Genomic DNA, 16,971 nt, shown 5'->3' with positions numbered 1-16,971 from the left:
CGTTCCTGATTTGGAATTCTTGTGGGTGCGGTCTGTTCAGAATGGCCAGTCTAGGCAAGATCGTGAAAGGCCTTCTGCAACCCTTGCCCCCAGAAGTCGTCGTTCTTAAGGGTGTCTACAAAACGCTCCGCGGCCCGCCCTTCGCCAAATCCTGTGTGCGGTGTATGGCGGTGGTTCCACTCTTTGGTCAAGAAGGCTTCTATTGTTGCCCGATCATCTGCAGCACATCTGAACACCGAGGCAGATTGCGCTCGGTTGGTTTGGCGGGTGCCAATATCCAAGGATGGCAATCCCAAAAACGGTGCTTCGCGCACACCAGCTGAAGAGTTTCCAATCATGCAGGCCGCGTTTTTCATCAGTTCAGAGAAATGATTGAAGCGCATGGACGGAAATTGCCGGAACCGCTCCGACGGCAGCTTATCCAAAACCGCAAAAATGTCTTCGGACCCGGGGTCATTATTGGGTGCGATCACAACGAAATTTTTGCCTGAGTCGTCCAGTGCGTCAAACAAAGCTTGAGCCTGCGTGCCCATGGTGGTCTGTTCCGACGTGACCGGATGAAAGGTCACCAGCCCAAAGTCATCAAAGGCGATATCATAGCGGTCTTTAACGTCGTCCAAGGTCACGCCGGACGGACCTGCGTGGAAATCCAACTCCGGTGAGCCAATCACATGAATGGCGCCTTCAGGTTCACCCATCGCCATGGCGCGTCGCTTGGCGTCCTCGGAGCTGACAAAGTGGTGACTGGCCAATTTGGTGTTACAGTGGCGATAGATTTCATCAATGGTGCCAGAGACTTCGCCACCTTCAATGTGGGCGCAAGGGATATAGTTTGTCGCTGCTACAAGCGCACCTGCAAGTGCCTCGATGCGATCGCCATGTACCACAACCAGATCCGGTCGAGTTTCTGTCACATAGTCAGAGAAGCCAGTCACGGTTTTGGCGAGGACGATGTCCTGCGGATCACCCGGACGTTGGTTCAGAAATTCGTGTTTGGTCACGCCCGGCATGCGATGCACTTCTATTTTTGTACGCCCGTAACGCTCCAGCATGTGCATGCCTGTGATAAAAAAGGAGACATCAAAGCCCGCATCACGAGCGGCTTTCGCCAAGGGCTCCAGCTTGCCGAAGTCCGCGCGTGTGCCAGTAAGAAAGAGGAGGCTCGTGGCTTGGTCGGTAGGGTCGGACATCGGCAGCTCCAAGGACCGTGAGTGTTGTGGGTTGCACCCAAATCACATCACTTTTTGATACGTTTCCAAGAATTTAAACGCGCGGTATAGGGAAAACAAGAGACGGTGGAACACGCCAGTCCGCTGGACTTTCAGCGTGACCAAAGCTAGGTGTGAGCCAAATGTAAAACCATGTCTTTGTGTGCCAATATCTTTTGGAAAGGCCGAAAAATGGAACGTGTCATTCTGACTATGAAGTGGGGCTCCTTGTACTCTGCGGAATACGTTAATGTGCTTTTCAATGCTGCGAAGGCCAATATGGACGGCGACTTTACTTTTGTGTGCTTGACCGATGACGTGGAAGGTATTGATCCGGGAGTTGTAACACATCCAATCCCTGAGGTTGGCCTGCCTCAATCTGCGTGGAAGGCGGGGGCTTGGCCAAAACTGACCGTATTTTCAAGAGACCTGAATGGTTTGAAGGGCAGAGCGCTCTTTATTGATCTGGATACCGTCATTTCGGGTGATCTGTCAGAGATGTTTGACTTCCCTGGCGCGTTTGTTTGCTTGGACTCCCGACCCTGGCGATACGACTCTGGTCCTGCTCGGACCGGTACTGGGATTTTTGCATTTGATATTGGAGAGATTGGTGCTGTTGTTGACCACTTTGTCTCCAAAATGGATGAAATGCTGTCTGACTATGACAACGAGCAGGATTTCCTACATGGAGAATTCGCAACCTTAGGCTTTGGCGAAATTGAATATTGGCCAACTGACTGGTTACAAAGTTTCAAGTACCACCTCCGCCGCCCATTGCTGGTTGACCGAATTCTGCATCCCAAGGCGCCGACGGCAAAAATTCTCTGCTTTCACGGGCGGCCGCGGCCAATCGATCTGATTGACCCGCCGAGCGGCAACTGGGACAAGTTCCCACATTACGGCAAAGGACAGGTGCCTTGGATGGTGGATTATTGGACCCGGTTTGGTGGTTCACTAAAAGGCTGACAGATAACATGACACGACTTGTTCTATCGCTCACAACTATTCCACCCCGGTTTCCAATTGTAGGCGAAAACCTGTCTCATCTTCTTGAGCAAACCGCGGAGATTGAGTCCATAAACCTCTATGTTGCTCGAAAATACAAACGGTTCGAGTATGAAATGTCGGAGCTTCCGGAGGTGCCGGATAGTGTAAACTTGCGGGTTATCGATGAGGACTTGGGACCGGCAACAAAAGTTCTGCCGGCTGCTCAAGAGTATAAGGGGCAAGATGTCCAAATTTTGTTCTGTGACGACGACAAGCTTTATGACGTGAATTGGGCGCAGCGCTATGTTGATGCGTCAAAAAAACACCCTAATTGCTGTATCTGCGAAGAAGGAGGTCATTTGGATGCGCCGCACTATGCCAATGACGGGTGGCAAGGCGCTAAAGCCCCGCGAGCTGGGTTTATTGAAAAGGACCTCACATACCGTTTGAAGCGTGCTGCCAGCTTGGGACAATGGAAGCCATCAAAAGCCAATCGGCCGGGATATGTTGATATTCTCGAGGGCTGGGGAGGAGTCTTGGTGAAGCCCGATTTTTTTGACGAGGCTTGCTATAATATTCCCGACGTTCTTTGGACCGTGGATGATGTTTGGCTATCCGGATGTCTGGAACGCAAAGGGATTCCGATTTGGCTAAATACGGAGAAAAAAATTCGCTCGCTTGGGCACAAAAATGAAGTGAAAGATGCAGCTTTGCGTAATCTTATCTACAGTGGCCACGACCGCATTGCAGCAAATCGAGCATGTATTGAGTACTTCAGAGAAGCCCACGGTATCTGGGGCGGCAAGGTCGTTTCGAAGTAATGCTAACTGTTTCTGTCCAATTGTTTTTTTGATCCAGGAAGCATGCCTACCTTGAGCAGCCAATAGGCTCGTTTAACATAATTTACGATTTTCAACCGGTAATAAGGGAGCCGTTTACTCCAATGGGGTTTGTGTACTTTCTCAAATCCAACACCCGTGATGGTCGAGACCCCGCCGTCGTCCGGATGACTGGCAAAGGGTTCTAGGCCAAGTGCCCGGTAGTCATATTTATCAAAGCGGTTCATTTCGTGATCCAGCGGCCGTGTTTGTGGCCAGATCTGATCACAGAGTGTTCTTGCTGCGTATCTGTTTAGCAGATAGGCAGCATTGCCCGTGAAGGGCCCAACATAGGCATTTAAAGTGTATTTCCCCAACTTACCTTGAGGAATTGGAAGTTTGGCGCGAATGGCGTTGAACCGCAGCAAATCCCAATGCTGATGTGCGGCAAGCCCGGTTTCTAGTGCCTCAAGAAAATCATCGTGGAACACGACGTCGTCTTCAAAAATGAGCGCAAACTGTTTGTCGGACGCCAAAAATTGTTCCCAAACCGCTTTGTGACTCGCATAAACGCCAACGTGACCAGGAATTATCGGCTGCCCAGTGTTTTTGAGATAGGCTTGAGCGTCTACATTTGAAGCAAGCTCTTCAGCACGCTCTTTTCCATTAATCGCTTCATAAACTTGCGCGGTCAGTCCCAATGTCGCCAACTGTGATTGCATTTTAGCGAGTCGATCGGAATCCTTGGGCAAATTGATCAGCCAGATTCCTAGGTTATCGGGGGACTTGCTCAAGAAATATCTTCCCACTTCAGTTGCGTGTTGCGGGTGACTGAGCGGGTGAGGGTCTTGCCGACTACCTTGTCAAACTCATAGCCGGGGATTTCGCCGGAGCCGGGACGACGAGCCCAGATGTCTTGTTCTCCAATGACGTGACCCGCTGGCAAATCTTTATCCGCCACCACGGACGCGCGGGCAAAAGCATAAACCGGCTCTTCCGCCTCGGTGCGTTGTTTCGGATTGTTGGCTGCAATCCAGATCTCGCGGGAGCGCTCAATGATGTGGCGCAGTTCGGAAGGGTCCATCGAGTTGATGATGTCGGGTCCCTGACGGTACCGGGTATCGGTGTAGTGACGCTCCAGAATACAAGCCCCCAATGCCACAGACGCCAGCGCCATGTCTGGCCCAATGGAGTGGTCAGAGAAGCCAACAACTGCGTGTGGAAAAGCCTCTTTCAGGTCAGACACACCGCGCAGTGATACGATCTCAGGTGGCGATGGGTAAAGGTTGGTGCATTCCAGCAGTGCGTATTCAATGCCAGCTTCTTCCAGGATCGCCACAGAGCGGCGCATGGTGTCGATGGTCTGCATTCCTGTGGACATGATCACAGGTTTTCCAAACGATGCGATGTGGCGGATAAGCGGCAGGTTATCTGCCTCTCCAGAGCCAATTTTGAACGCCGGAACACCTGCTTCGGCAAGAAAGTCCGCCGCGCGCCGGGAGAATGGCGTGGAGATGAAGATCATTCCCAGCTCCTCGGTGTAGCGCTTCAATTCCAGTTCGTCCTCGGCGGATAGCGCACATTGCTCCATCACTTCCCAGATCGACACATCGGCATTGGGAGGAAATATCTCTTTGGCCTCATCCGTCATTTCGTCGTCAACAAAATGGGTCTGGTGCTTGACCATCTCACAACCCGACAGGGCCGCAAGGCGTACCATTTCTTTGGCTACGGCGAGATCGCCGCCGTGGTTGATGCCAATTTCGGCGATCACAAGGGGAGGGTGGTTGGGGCCAATTTCGCGATTGCCGATGCGCATGACTCGTCCTTTTTGTCGGTCGCCTGTTATTGCACGACAGCTATCCGTTCCAGTTCAGGCTGTAAAGTTGCGCACGCAAGGATATGCCGGAGGATCAGGCCGCTGATTTGACCAAGTTGCAGCCTGCGGTCTTGGCAGCGTAAAGAGCATCATCCGCTTCCTGCATCGCCACTTTACAGTCGCTGTCTGGCCCCAAGTGACCAATGCCGATGCTGACGGTGACGGGGATTTTGCTGATCGAAGTACGAATTGGGGTGCGTGCCACAGTGGCGCGCATGCGCTCGGCCACATGCAGTGCGTCTTTTGGCGTGGTGTCTGGCAGCAGCACGATAAATTCCTCACACCCAAAGCGCGCGACAAGGTCATCTCGGCGCGTGTTATTGATTAAGCGATGTGCAGTTTCCCGCAGCACAATGTCCCCGACATAATGTCCATGTGAGTCGTTGATGTCGCGAAACTGGTCAATGTCGATCAGCAGGATGGTGGATGACGTTTCCCCGTCAAGGCTTTGTAACTTATCGAAAAAATATTGTCTCGTCACGGTCGAGGTCAGTGCGTCGTGATCCACGGCGTGCTGCAGTTTTTGCGACATCCGATGCAATCTCATCATCATGCGCCCTGACAGAAGAGATACAAAAGGCGTAACAATTGCAGGAACAGCCATTGCGACAATTGCATTGCGCAGGCTTGGAGCGAAGCCAAGTGCAGTGAAAGACAGCACCAAGCTCAGCACAACAGCCACCACAGTCCACCCGAAGGCAAAAAAGGCAAGATGGGCGCGGGTGCGGATCATCACAGACTCACGGAAACAAGAAGGTCCTATCCGGCTTACCTGCTCAGGGCTAAAAATCCTTTAAGAAGAAGGGGAGTAAGAGCGCCCCAGAACCAAATCCGCGCGCAATCCGCCAAGTCGTTCACTTTGCCCCAATCGAAGGATTCCGCCATGGGCCCGGGCCACATCCGCGGCGATGGACAAGCCAAGTCCAACGCCCATACCTTTGTTTTGATTGCGCCCCGGTTCCAGCCGCGCAAAAGGCTTGAGCGCCTCCTCCCGTTGTTCTGGCGAAATGCCGGGCCCGTCGTCTTCAACGCGCACACGCAAATAGCGATCAGTTATCTGAACGGACACTTCGGCGCGATTGGCGTAGCGCACCGCATTTCCAACCAGATTTTCGATTGCCCGCCGAACAGTCACAGGACGCAGCGACACCATTCCGTGGCCATCAAGCTCGTGAATGGTCACATCGTCCCCTGATCGGGCAAAATCCTTAACTACATTTTCTACAAATGCGACCGCATCCACCTGTTCGCTGTCGTCTTCATATGCGCCACGGGCAAAACTCAAGAAGGCATCAAGCATGCGCTGCATGTCTTCTATGTCGCGCTCTAAAGGTTCGCGGTCCTCGTCATCCAGCAGCGATACTCCCAATTTAAAACGGGTCAAAGGTGTGCGCAGGTCGTGGCTGACGCCCGACAGGAGCAACGTACGCTGTTCAATTTGCCGCTCAATGCGCGCGCGCATGTCCAGAAACGCGCTCCCGGCCGCGCGCACTTCTACCGCGCCACCTGGCGAATACGGCACATTTTGCCCCCGTCCAAAGGCTTCAGACGCCGCAGCCAGGCGCTTGATGGGGCGCAGTTGGTTGCGCAAATAAAGGTAAGCGACAAACGTCAGGAGCGCGCCAAAAAACACCATATTCACAAAGAGTTGATGGGAGTTTGAGGCCGATACGCGACGTCGGTCGAACCGGATGACAAGATTGCCTTCAGGGCGCTGCAAATGCAGGTGGACTTGGCCTTTTTCCGCCAGTTCAACAGCTGTCACTCCGGGCAAGAATCTGCGAAATTCGCGGGAAATAATGAAGGCAGAGAAATCATACCAAATGCGCGTGTCTTTGACTCGGATTTCGTCAATATAGTCGATATCCATATCAAGCACATTCAACACAACGGGCAGGGCCTCCGGCACCTCGTCCTGGTTGTCGACGCCTTCCAGTACCAATAACACTTCACGGGTCACCGCGTGGGTCATTTGCTCGGTGACGCCTTCAAAATGCCGGGTGATCAGGCCAAAAGACACAACCAGTTGCAGCAGCACAACCGGCACCACAAGGATCAACGCGGCGCGGCCATAAAGGCTGCGTGGCATATAGCGTTTGAGCCACTTAAAAAACATGCGTACACCTTGCCGTAAGACCACTCCCAGAGAGGAAGACCATGGACGCGCAGATGTTGGCTTTCAACCCCGAACCGGGCGTTGCCGTCGAGCTTGAGCCAAGGGTGCGACGCATTCTGGCACCCAATCCCTCGCCAATGACTTTTCGTGGCACCAACACGTATCTCGTTGGCACGGTTGATCTGGCGGTGATTGATCCCGGCCCGGACAGCGCGCCACATTTGGAGGCGATCTTGGCGGCCATAAAGCCAGGGCAGTCTATCACGCATATATGTGTCACGCATGCCCATCTCGATCATTCACCGCTGGCCGCGGCGCTGTCAGCTAAAACCGGCGCGCCAATTCTGGCCTTTGGTGGGCCGGACGCAGGACGCAGCGTAGTTATGCAGAAATTGGCCGAGACCGGACTGGCAGGAGGCGGGGAGGGCGTGGATGTCAATTTTGCTCCAGACATTTTGATGGCTGACGGTGATCTCATCGATGGCACGGATTGGACGCTCGAGGTGATTCATACGCCAGGCCATTTTGGCAACCATATTGCTTTTGCTTTTTCGGATATGTGTTTTGTGGGCGATCATGTAATGGGCTGGGCCAGTTCGTTGGTTTCGCCACCCGATGGTGATCTGACTGATTTCATGGCCTCATGCGAAAAGCTACGTGCGCGGCCCTGGCGGGTGTTCCATGCGGGCCACGGAGCGCCCATTGAGAACCCAGCAAAGCGGCTGGATTGGCTGATGGCACACCGCAAGTCTCGCGAGGCCGAGATTCTGTTGACACTCAAGCGGGGGCCGGCAACTGCCAAAGCCCTTGCGGCTTTGATTTACAAGGATACGCCAGCGGCACTGCTCCCGGCAGCCACGCGTAACGTCTTTGCGCACCTCGTTGATTTGCAAGGAAAAAGCCAAGTTTCGTCATCTGGGGATCTACGCGCAGAGGCGGTTTTCGAACTTCTGTAAATTTTTTTTGCGGAAATTCAAAAAACTTTGAAAAAGCCTCTGGACGTCCCTGAAAACCAAAGTTATACCCCGCCACATCCTCAGAGACACACTCTGAAAGATACAAAATGTTCCGGCGTAGCTCAGCGGTAGAGCAGTTGACTGTTAATCAATTGGTCGTAGGTTCGATCCCTACCGCCGGAGCCATAAAAAGCCACTAAGCGTAACTGCTTAGTGGCTTTTTTGCTTTGTGACGATCAGTTTGGATCGCGGTGTATTGTAGGCTCAAGTTCAATGTTGTGTTGGCGAGAAATGTGCTGCCTAATGAGGAGAAAGGCTCCCTATAGGCATCGCACTTCAGCAGGACGATCTGCCAAATTGAAGTAACTTTGCTGGCTTTTGGGCAGGCAGGCACTGCCTTGGAAAGGCTTGATTTTCAACTGCAACAGGGGGCAAGTTCTAAGGGATCACGACCCTGATTGTCGCTATTTAGAGAACCGATATGGCCCTTTTAAAAGAACCATTTTTTCACTTTGCTGTTTTTGGAGTCGCCATTTTTGGTTGGTTTTTCGTGCAGCAACCTGAGCAGATAGATGCTCCAGAAGCGAACGAAATTGTTGTATCTGAGCAGGTGTTTTCCGCTCTCGCTTCTCGGTTTCACGCGCAGATGCAACGTGGCCCGAGCTCTGATGAGGCACAGGCGTTGCTGGATCAGTATGTGCGCAGCGAAGTATTGGTGCGCGAAGCCCGTGCTCTTGGCCTGGACAATGGTGACGGCGTGGTGCGCAATCGGTTGGTGCAAAAAATGGCGTTTCTCATGACGTCTGCTGCGCAGTCTGCGGTTCCCGAGGATGCGGTGTTGGAACAGCACCTGCGGGAACACGCCTCTAAATTTCAAACACCGGCTTTGGTCAGTTTCGAGCAAATCGGATTGCCAGAGGACACCCTGGATGTTGATGTTTTTCTGGCCTCCTTGAATGCAGGCGAGGCGCCGCCGCAAGATACGATACCGTCTATGTTGCAACCTGTGGTGAATAACGCGGGGATCAACCAGGTGGATGGCAGTTTTGGCCGAGGTGTCTTTGCACAGTTGGAACGGGCCCCAATTGGTCAGTGGTCAGGGCCGATACAGTCTGGTTTCGGGGTGCATGTGGTTTTGGTGCATGAATACATCCCCGCTCAAACACCGTCTCTGGAGGACATTCGAGATCTGGTGTTGGCCGACTGGCGCAGTGCACTTGCTGACGATTTGCGGGCGGCGCAGGAAGCCACACTTTTGGAGGCCTACAATGTGTCTCGCCCCAACGCGGACACGTTGCAGAGCTGGATCGGCCAATGAGTTGGCTTCGCTACCTATTGTTCTCTGTCTGTCTCCTGGTGTTTTCCCAGCAAGGCGATGCGCATGAACTCGATCCTGGGTACCTGGACATTCGAGAGACGGAGGCGGGGGTCTTTTCGGTGTTTTGGCGCAAGCCGGATGTGCGCAACGTGCCGATGGACATTCATGTGCAACTTCCTACTTCATGTACACCCAGCACCGGGCCGGTCCCTGTGTCCGACGGTGCCGCCTGGCATTCTCAGTGGACGGCACTGTGTCCAGCTGGGTTACAGGGGGAGGTCATAGAAATTGTCGGTTTAAGTCGGCAGAACACGGATGTTCTAGTACGGTTTCAACCCGTTGAAGGGGCACCTTCCACATCCCGGTTAACGGCAACACAACCGCAATTCGCAATTCCAATATCCCAGAGTCACCTGCAAGTTGGCTGGACTTACGCGGTGCTTGGGTTCGAACACATCTTGGAAGGCTGGGATCACCTTCTGTTTGTCTTTGCGTTGGTTTTGTTGATCCGAAGCAAAGGCCGATTGGTTGGCGCGATCACGGCATTCACGGTAGCCCACAGTATAACACTGGCACTTGCTGCTTTGGGGCATGTGTCAATTCCCGGCCCTCCGGTTGAGGCGATCATTGCGCTCTCGGTGGTGTTTTTGGCGATTGAAATTTTAAAACGGGACGACATGCATTTGCGGCTGTCAGAACGTGCGCCTTGGGTGGTCGCCTTTTGTTTTGGCCTGCTCCACGGATTGGGATTTGCCGGCGCCTTGCAGGATATCGGGTTGCCTGACGTCGACATTGCGCTGGCTTTGCTGACCTTCAATCTGGGGGTGGAGGCTGGCCAATTGGTATTTGTCGCTGTGATTTTGTTCCTCAACTTTGGCTTGAAAACGCTTCTGAAAACCATGAATCTTCTGTCTTACCAATTGGTCAGCCGAGCCAATGCGGTTGCTGGCTACACGATTGGTGGCATAGCTACTTTTTGGCTTGCGGAACGGATTTATGGTTTTTGATCACCTGAGCGACGTGCGCGCAAAGTCAGTTGGTTGGTTGGCTCTGATTGGGATTTGTTTTGGTACCGTGGCCATGCCTTGCGCATTTCATGGGTACGCGCCCAAACCCACGCTGGTCGAGCGCCTTATATGGGCGGACAACGTGGTTTTGGCGCGGCCGTCCGAGACCACGCCGTTCTCGTTCACCATCACCGATCAACTCCGCGGTGAGGCATTCGCTGGTACGCTGCCCTTTCTTGTGGATAGCACCACGCGGAGACTGTTACGCGTAAAACCGCAAGCGCGTGTATTGTTTGCTAGGGAGCCGGAAACCGAGGAGTGGCACCGTCTGATTACTGTTGATAAGGCAATTGAGCCCTTGGTGCAGGGCATCTGGGAAGCATTGCCGGATTGGCAAAACGATCCCGGTGCGCGCGCGACCTTCTTTGCCGATCTATTGCATCACGCAGACAGGCGTGCGCGTGAGCTTGCTCTAAGAGAATTGGATTTGGCGGATTACGCCACGTTGCAAGCGCTGGACTTTGAGGTTGATGCAAACAGTTTGCGGGCCCAGCTTGATGTAACAAGTCAAATGGACTTACGTGCAATCCGGATCCTTCTCTTGGGGTTTTCCGAGTGGACACAGGAGTTAAGTGGTTTTCTAAAATCAAGGGTCACGCAAGGCGTTGCTCACGAGAGTGATATGCTGGGCGCATATGTATTGAGTTTGGTCGAATTGGACGGAGAGCGCGGCCTGCGTTGGCTGGCAGAGAGCCATTTGTCCGGTTCCAATCACACTTATAGCACCCACAGCGCCCTAGTGCAGGCATTGGCCATGCATTTTCAGGCCGGCGACGCAGATCTCCGCAAGGCAATTGAAGACGTTCTGACCGCACGTGTGCTGTTTGATCCGGAGTTGGCTTATGTTGTGTCCCTGCAGTTTTCTGCCATCGCGGCGAACGCTGGTCTGGACGTGCCCGAAAGTGGCCTTGACGAAGATCCCTCATTGGAGGCCCTCAAAGCGATGGAGATCAGCCGATTGATACCAGTGCAGGGATAGTGGCGGAGAGACAGGGATTCGAACCCTGGGTGGGCTTGCACCCACAACGGTTTTCGAGACCGCCCCGTTCGACCACTCCGGCACCTCTCCGTCCGATAGACCGTGGTCTGTGTGAGGGCGTCGTTTAATCGGGATTGTGATGTGGCGCAAGTGGGATTTGTATTGTTTTGTGCAACAAATGATTTAGCTTGACGGCATGCAAAAGACTTCTGCCCGCGTGGCCCCGTTTGATACTCTCAAAAATCAGTTGTTCCTGTTGGGATTGTCGGCTCTGACCAGCTTGTTTGTGCTGGTTTCATTGGCACAAGCGGCCGATCGGGACCATGTGCAAGCGTTCTTGAAGGTCACTGGTTTTGACGTGGCGATTGACTCGATCGCCTTGTCCGCAACTTCCGCACCAGATTTGCTGGGTATGAACCAAGGTGATTTTGGAGCGCAATGGACCGCCGTTGCTGAGGATGTGTTTGACACTGAAATGATGCAGGGCCGGGCACTCGACATATTGGAGGCCACGCTTGACGATGACTTGTTGGCACATGCCGCAGCATTCTATGCCTCCGATCTCGGCCAGCGCCTGGTGGAGGTCGAAAATGACAGCCATATGGCGGATGATGAGGAAAAGGACTTGGTCGGTAACGCCATGTTGGCCGAGCTACAGGCCAAAGACGATCCGCGCATTGATCTGTTCCGCCGCATGAGTGTGGCGATTGACCCAAATGACATAGGTCCGCAGGCGATGACCGAAATTCAGGTCCGTTTCATCCTGGCAGCGTCTTATGCCGGGGTGATTGACCTGCGCACCGATGAAGACGGGCTGCGCGCACTGTTGAACGAGAACGCGGAGGAGATGGCCGACGCGATCGAGACGTCTTCGCTGGCCAATGCAGCATATACCTACCGCGACTTCTCACTAGAGGAATTGGTCAAATACACCGAAGCCCTTGAGCACCCCGACATGATGACTGTGTATGAGCTGATGAATGCCGTGCATTTTGAAGTCATGTCCAACCGCTTTGAAGCATTGGCGCTGCGTATGGGCGACATCCAGCCGGTTCAGGACCTATAAGCCCTTTAAAAACGGCTTGACTTGAACAGTTTTCCACAGGATAAGCCCCCATCTGGCGTGAAGTATGCACTTTGCGCCTGATTTTTTGTAACACAGCCCATACCAGGGCGCGCTGTTTGAGGTGGCATTAGCCAAAAACGCCAACGCTTTCGGGCTGCGGGACCAAAGGACGCGATAAGATCGAAGGAATAGGACATGTTCGCAGTCCTGAAGACCGGCGGCAAACAGTATAAAGTACAGGCAGGCGACGTCCTGCGTGTCGAAAAACTGGCTGCAGACGCTGGCGAAAAGATTCAATTCAACGACGTGCTGATGGTTGGCGGTGACACCACCGTTGTTGGCGCGCCTTTCGTTGAAGGTGCCGCTGTACAAGCCGACGTGATCGATCAGATCAAAGGCGAAAAGCTGATCAAATTTGTGAAGCGTCGTCGTAAGCACAGCTCCAAGCGCACCGTGGGCCACCGTCAGAAACTGACTCTGGTTCGCATCACCGACATTCTGGCCACTGGCGCAGACAAATCTGGCGTTAAAGCTGCCATCGGTTCGGGTTCCGTATCCGCACCTGCAGCCGCAGCTCCGGCGAAACCTGCCAAAGCAGCCAAGAAAGCCGAAGCACCTGCCGCAGCCGCTGCTGACGATCTGACCGCCATCACTGGTGTTGGTCCGGCCGCAGCCAAAAAGCTGGCAGACGCAGGCATCACCTCTTACGCACAGCTGGCAGCAGTTGACGTAGAGAGCTTTGATGCGGTTAAAGTGAAGCCTGAGTGGGTTGCGCAAGCAGCCGAACTGGCGAAGTAAGCGAAGTATAGGAGAGCAACGATATGGCACATAAAAAAGCTGGTGGTAGTTCCCGTAACGGTCGCGACTCCGCGGGTCGTCGTCTTGGCGTGAAAAAATACGGTGGCGAGAACGTCATTCCAGGCAACATCATCTTGCGTCAGCGCGGCACAAAGATGTGGCCGGGCGAAGGCGTTGGCATGGGCAAAGATCACACCATCTTTGCAACTGTTGACGGCAACGTGAAATTCCACAAAGGCCTGAAAGGCCGCACCTTTATTTCGGTTCTGCCAGTGGCGGAGGCCGCAGAGTAAGCCGACCTTAAGGTTATGAAACATTTAGGGGGCCGGCTGACACAGCCGGCCCTTTTTCCTTTTTGAGATTTGGGACACGCCATGAGCGTCGCCGTGATCAGTTTTAGCATCTTTGCCGCAAGTCAGGTGGGCACACCTGGTCCTGCGAACATGGCGCTATTGGCTACTGGTGCGCGGTTTGGCTTCACGGCTGCGCTGCCTTTTGTGGCGGGCGTGGCTTTGGGCAAGCAGTTGATCATCTGGCCGATTGGGTTTGGCCTGATGGAGCTGGCCGAGGCGGTTCCGGAGGTCTTTGCAGCCCTCAAATGGATCAGCGCCGCCTATATTTGCTGGCTCGCGTGGAAAGTCTCCAATTTGCGGCTGTCTCCCGACAGTGGCGAGAATGAGCAGCCGCCCGGTTTTGCGGCCGGATTGCTGGTGCATCCGCTGAATCCCAAGGCCTGGGCGATGATCGTTGCGGGGTTCACAAATTTTGTCACGCCCGCGACACCTGCCTTGCAAGCGACGGCAACCATCGCTTTCTGCCTATTGGCGGCACAGGCGGTTTTTCATCCGATCTGGACCTATGCCGGGGACCGGATCGCCCGCACTGTGGCTGGCAAGCCCGCGGAAATATATTTGATGCGCACTTTGGCCGCTTTGACGGTGGCCTCGGTGCTCTATGTGGTTCTTTGAGGAGGAGACCGCGATGAAATTGGACACCATCGTCAATCAGCCTGTTATTGTAGCAGAGCGTTTCGTTTTGCGCCCCCTGCGCCGTTCAGATCAAGGTCTGATCGAGATGCACACTGCGGACCGGGAACTTGCGCGACTGACCGCATCTATTCCTCACCCATTGCCGCCGGGCTATATCGAAGCCTTCATCAACCGCGCGCAGTCTGACGGTCGTGCGCAGGACGTATGGGCATTCGACGGCAGCGCGGATGGCCAACCTGAAGTTATGGGCCTGATCGGTTTGACCCGCGTGGACGAAGGTCAGGTTGAGATTGCCTATTGGATTGGTAAAGCCTTCCGTAACACGGGGCTGGCCTCAGAAGCGGTCCGCGCTATGATTGCGGCCAACCCACTCAACAGCACGACGATCTTTGCCTCGGTGTTTCAGGACAACCCGGCCTCGGCCCGAGTGCTGACCAATTGCGGGTTTCAATACCTTGGTGACGCTGAAAGCTTCTCTCTGGCGCGAGATGCCACCGTGCCAACCTGGACATATAGTTTGAAACTGGATTGAGCCTTGCCGCCTGGCAAGGTATGAGCGCAACACGCGCCGCAAAAGGACCAATGACATGAAATTCCTCGACCTTGCCAAAGTCTACATCCGCTCAGGCGGCGGTGGGGGCGGTTGTGTCTCTTTCCGGCGCGAGAAATATATCGAATATGGTGGGCCCGATGGTGGCGACGGCGGCAACGGTGGATATGTTTGGGCCGAAGCGGTTGAGGGTTTGAACACTCTGATCGATTTCCGCTACCAGCAGCACTTTTTTGCCAAGTCCGGCCAACCGGGAATGGGCAATCAGCGCACTGGCAAGACCGGTGACGACATCATCTTGCGAGTGCCTGTGGGAACCGAGATCCTGGACGAGGATCAGGAAACCGTGATCGCCGATCTGACCGAAGTGGGACAGCGTGTGCTGCTTGCCAAAGGCGGCAACGGTGGTTTCGGTAACCTGCACTTCAAGTCTTCAACCAACCAGGCCCCACGCCGCGCCAATCCCGGTCAGCCGGGTGTGGAACGTACCATCTGGCTGCGTCTCAAGCTGATTGCGGATGTGGGCTTGTTGGGTCTGCCCAACGCGGGCAAATCCACCTTCCTTGCGGCCACGTCCAACGCGCGGCCCAAGATCGCGGATTACCCGTTCACAACCTTGCATCCAAATCTGGGTGTGGTTGGTGTTGACGGTGTGGAGTTTGTCGTCGCGGACATTCCCGGCTTGATCGAAGGTGCCAGTGAGGGCAGGGGGCTTGGCGACCTTTTCTTGGGGCACGTCGAGCGCTGCGCTGTTCTGCTGCATCTGGTGGACGGCACTTCCGGCACTTTGCTGGAAGACTACAAAACCATTGTGCAGGAAATCACCAACTACGCGGACATCTTGGCAGACAAGCCCCGTGTGACAGTGCTGAACAAGATTGACAGTCTGGACGCTGAAGAGCGCGCATTCCTCAAGGAAGAGCTGGAAGCCGTTGTTGGCGGCGACGTCCTTTTGATGTCCGGTGCCAGCCATGAGGGCACCACAGAGGTGTTGCGGGCGCTGCGAGCGCAGATTGATGATGATCGGCTGCGCCAGAAAATCGAAGAAGCCGCAGACTCGGATGAGGAAGAGGCGCCGTGGCGACCCTAAGAGACACAAAAAGGGTTGTGATCAAAATCGGGTCGGCGCTACTGGTTGACCGGACCAGAGGGTTGTTGAAAGCAGACTGGCTAAAAGCACTGGCGGAAGATGTTGCCATGCTGAAAGCCCGTGGTACGGACGTGGTGTTGGTCTCTTCTGGTTCCATTGCCTTGGGCCGTCGTGCGCTAAATCTGCCCAATGCTGACCTGTCGCTGGATCAATCCCAAGCGGCGGCGGCCGTTGGCCAAATCCGTTTGGCTCGCGCCTATGAAGAAGCGCTTGCGCCGTATCAGATCACCACGGCCCAAGTGCTTGTGACGTTAGAAGACAGCGCGAACCGGCGGAGATACCTCAATTCGCGTGCCACGCTGGATCAGTTGCTAACGCTGGGCGTGGTGCCTATCGTGAACGAGAATGACACCGTTGCCACCGACGAAATTCGCTATGGTGACAACGACCGCCTGGCCGCCCAGATTGCGCTGACCACAGGCGCAGACAGTTTGGTTCTGCTGTCGGATGTGGACGGGTTTTACTCCGACAATCCCATGACCAACCCCAACGCCCTACGGTTTGAGGTGGTTGAAGAGATTACGCCTGAAATCGAAGCCATGGCTGGTGAGGGGGTGTCTGGCCTCTCCAAAGGCGGCATGATCACCAAGCTCATGGCCGCCAAAACCGCCACTGTGGGCGGCTGCAACATGGCCATCACAGAAGGCTCAACCCTGCGGCCAATTCAGGCGCTGGAAGATGGTGCCAACGCGACATGGTTCCTGGCGCAAGGCACGCCACAACTGGCCCGCAAGCGCTGGATCACCTCGATGAAACCCCAAGGGGCTTTGGTGGTGGATGCCGGTGCTGCCAACGCTTTGACGTCCGGCAAGAGCCTGCTGCCGGCCGGGGTGACCAATGTGAACGGCGATTTTAGCCGCGGCGACCCGATTGAAATCCACGACAGTACCGGCCATCGTTTGGGGCAGGGTCTGGCGGCTTATTCTTCTCACGAGGCCGACAAAATCAAAGGCCGCCACAGTCGGGATATCGAAGATTTGCTCGGATACCCCGGCCGGGCAGCTCTCATCCACCGGGATGATCTGGCGCTTTAGATTTCATTTGACCTTAAATATCCTCGCCGAAGGCGAAATTTACCACCCCTAGCAAA

The 16,971-nt window shown here is 54.5% G+C and carries 18 protein-coding genes and 2 tRNA genes; 14 read left to right on the top strand and 6 right to left on the bottom strand.

What is annotated here, in order from left to right; translation table 11 throughout:
• Nucleotides 1-50: 50 nt before the first annotated feature.
• Nucleotides 51-1,190, bottom strand: a complete 1,140-nt coding sequence (neuC, locus tag Q0955_RS04995; RefSeq protein ID WP_299420682.1) for a UDP-N-acetylglucosamine 2-epimerase — start codon at nt 1,188-1,190, stop codon at nt 51-53.
• Nucleotides 1,191-1,400: 210 nt separating this feature from the next.
• Here neuC and Q0955_RS04990 point away from each other — a divergent pair, with 210 nt between their 5' ends.
• Both Q0955_RS04990 and Q0955_RS04985 read left to right on the top strand, forming a co-directional pair.
• Nucleotides 1,401-2,174, top strand: coding sequence for a hypothetical protein (locus Q0955_RS04990; RefSeq protein ID WP_299420680.1), 774 nt, complete (start codon nt 1,401-1,403; stop codon nt 2,172-2,174).
• A gap of 8 nt (nt 2,175-2,182) precedes the next feature.
• Nucleotides 2,183-3,016: a glycosyltransferase family 2 protein gene (locus Q0955_RS04985; RefSeq protein ID WP_299420677.1), complete on the top strand. Its 834-nt coding sequence runs from the start codon at nt 2,183-2,185 to the stop codon at nt 3,014-3,016.
• A gap of 2 nt (nt 3,017-3,018) precedes the next feature.
• Here Q0955_RS04985 and Q0955_RS04980 read toward each other — a convergent pair whose 3' ends face one another.
• The 4 genes from Q0955_RS04980 to Q0955_RS04965 all read right to left on the bottom strand — a co-directional run bounded on the left by Q0955_RS04980 (nt 3,019) and on the right by Q0955_RS04965 (nt 7,008).
• Nucleotides 3,019-3,807 (bottom strand): glycosyltransferase family 25 protein, encoded by a 789-nt coding sequence (locus tag Q0955_RS04980; protein WP_299420675.1) that lies wholly within the window; start codon nt 3,805-3,807, stop codon nt 3,019-3,021.
• Complete coding sequence (locus tag Q0955_RS04975) at nt 3,804-4,832, bottom strand: N-acetylneuraminate synthase family protein (protein ID WP_299420672.1); 1,029 nt, start codon at nt 4,830-4,832, stop codon at nt 3,804-3,806. The genes Q0955_RS04980 and Q0955_RS04975 overlap by 4 nt, the downstream gene beginning before the upstream one ends.
• Before the next feature lie 94 nt (nt 4,833-4,926).
• A complete protein-coding gene (locus tag Q0955_RS04970) occupies nt 4,927-5,625 on the bottom strand; it encodes a GGDEF domain-containing protein (protein WP_299420669.1) in 699 nt (232 codons plus the stop codon).
• 60 nt (nt 5,626-5,685) lie between these two features.
• A complete protein-coding gene (locus Q0955_RS04965; protein ID WP_299420666.1) occupies nt 5,686-7,008 on the bottom strand; it encodes an ATP-binding protein in 1,323 nt (440 codons plus the stop codon).
• Nucleotides 7,009-7,061: 53 nt separating this feature from the next.
• Between Q0955_RS04965 and Q0955_RS04960 the strand changes: the two genes are divergently transcribed.
• The 5 genes from Q0955_RS04960 to Q0955_RS04940 all read left to right on the top strand — a co-directional run bounded on the left by Q0955_RS04960 (nt 7,062) and on the right by Q0955_RS04940 (nt 11,328).
• Nucleotides 7,062-7,964, top strand: coding sequence for an MBL fold metallo-hydrolase (locus tag Q0955_RS04960; protein ID WP_299421058.1), 903 nt, complete (start codon nt 7,062-7,064; stop codon nt 7,962-7,964).
• Between the two features lie 111 nt (nt 7,965-8,075).
• A tRNA-Asn gene (locus tag Q0955_RS04955) sits at nt 8,076-8,150 on the top strand.
• A 364-nt stretch (nt 8,151-8,514) separates the two neighbouring features.
• Entirely contained in the window at nt 8,515-9,282 is a 768-nt protein-coding gene (locus tag Q0955_RS04950) for a peptidylprolyl isomerase (RefSeq protein WP_299420663.1), read from the top strand.
• Complete coding sequence (locus tag Q0955_RS04945; protein ID WP_299420661.1) at nt 9,279-10,289, top strand: HupE/UreJ family protein; 1,011 nt, start codon at nt 9,279-9,281, stop codon at nt 10,287-10,289. Before Q0955_RS04950 ends, Q0955_RS04945 begins: the two co-directional genes overlap by 4 nt.
• On the top strand, nt 10,279-11,328 hold the full coding sequence (locus tag Q0955_RS04940) for a hypothetical protein (protein WP_299420658.1): 1,050 nt from the start codon (nt 10,279-10,281) through the stop codon (nt 11,326-11,328). The genes Q0955_RS04945 and Q0955_RS04940 overlap by 11 nt, the downstream gene beginning before the upstream one ends.
• Here Q0955_RS04940 and Q0955_RS04935 read toward each other — a convergent pair.
• Nucleotides 11,329-11,418: transfer RNA gene (locus Q0955_RS04935), tRNA-Ser, on the bottom strand.
• A 106-nt stretch (nt 11,419-11,524) separates the two neighbouring features.
• Between Q0955_RS04935 and Q0955_RS04930 the strand changes: the two genes are divergently transcribed.
• The 7 genes from Q0955_RS04930 (at nt 11,525) to proB (ending at nt 16,915) form a co-directional block, all read left to right on the top strand.
• Complete coding sequence (locus Q0955_RS04930) at nt 11,525-12,394, top strand: DUF2059 domain-containing protein (RefSeq protein ID WP_299420655.1); 870 nt, start codon at nt 11,525-11,527, stop codon at nt 12,392-12,394.
• Nucleotides 12,395-12,589: 195 nt separating this feature from the next.
• Nucleotides 12,590-13,192 carry a 50S ribosomal protein L21 gene (locus Q0955_RS04925; protein ID WP_283424788.1) on the top strand — a complete coding sequence of 201 codons (603 nt, stop codon included), beginning with the start codon at nt 12,590-12,592 and terminating at the stop codon, nt 13,190-13,192.
• 23 nt (nt 13,193-13,215) lie between these two features.
• Nucleotides 13,216-13,485 (top strand): 50S ribosomal protein L27, encoded by a 270-nt coding sequence (gene rpmA, locus Q0955_RS04920; protein ID WP_108890078.1) that lies wholly within the window; start codon nt 13,216-13,218, stop codon nt 13,483-13,485.
• A gap of 81 nt (nt 13,486-13,566) precedes the next feature.
• Nucleotides 13,567-14,160 carry a LysE family translocator gene (locus Q0955_RS04915; RefSeq protein ID WP_299420646.1) on the top strand — a complete coding sequence of 198 codons (594 nt, stop codon included), beginning with the start codon at nt 13,567-13,569 and terminating at the stop codon, nt 14,158-14,160.
• A gap of 13 nt (nt 14,161-14,173) precedes the next feature.
• A complete protein-coding gene (locus Q0955_RS04910) occupies nt 14,174-14,713 on the top strand; it encodes a GNAT family N-acetyltransferase (RefSeq protein ID WP_299420644.1) in 540 nt (179 codons plus the stop codon).
• A 55-nt stretch (nt 14,714-14,768) separates the two neighbouring features.
• Nucleotides 14,769-15,821 carry a GTPase ObgE gene (gene obgE, locus Q0955_RS04905; RefSeq protein ID WP_299420641.1) on the top strand — a complete coding sequence of 351 codons (1,053 nt, stop codon included), beginning with the start codon at nt 14,769-14,771 and terminating at the stop codon, nt 15,819-15,821.
• Nucleotides 15,809-16,915, top strand: a complete 1,107-nt coding sequence (proB, locus tag Q0955_RS04900) for a glutamate 5-kinase (protein WP_299420638.1) — start codon at nt 15,809-15,811, stop codon at nt 16,913-16,915. The genes obgE and proB overlap by 13 nt, the downstream gene beginning before the upstream one ends.
• Nucleotides 16,916-16,971 lie beyond the last annotated feature (56 nt).

This window comes from uncultured Shimia sp., from assembly GCF_947493595.1.
Classification (GTDB): Bacteria; Pseudomonadota; Alphaproteobacteria; order Rhodobacterales; family Rhodobacteraceae; genus Shimia.
Note: the sequence above shows the minus strand (reverse complement) of the source record. Positions and strands in the feature narration are given on the sequence as shown.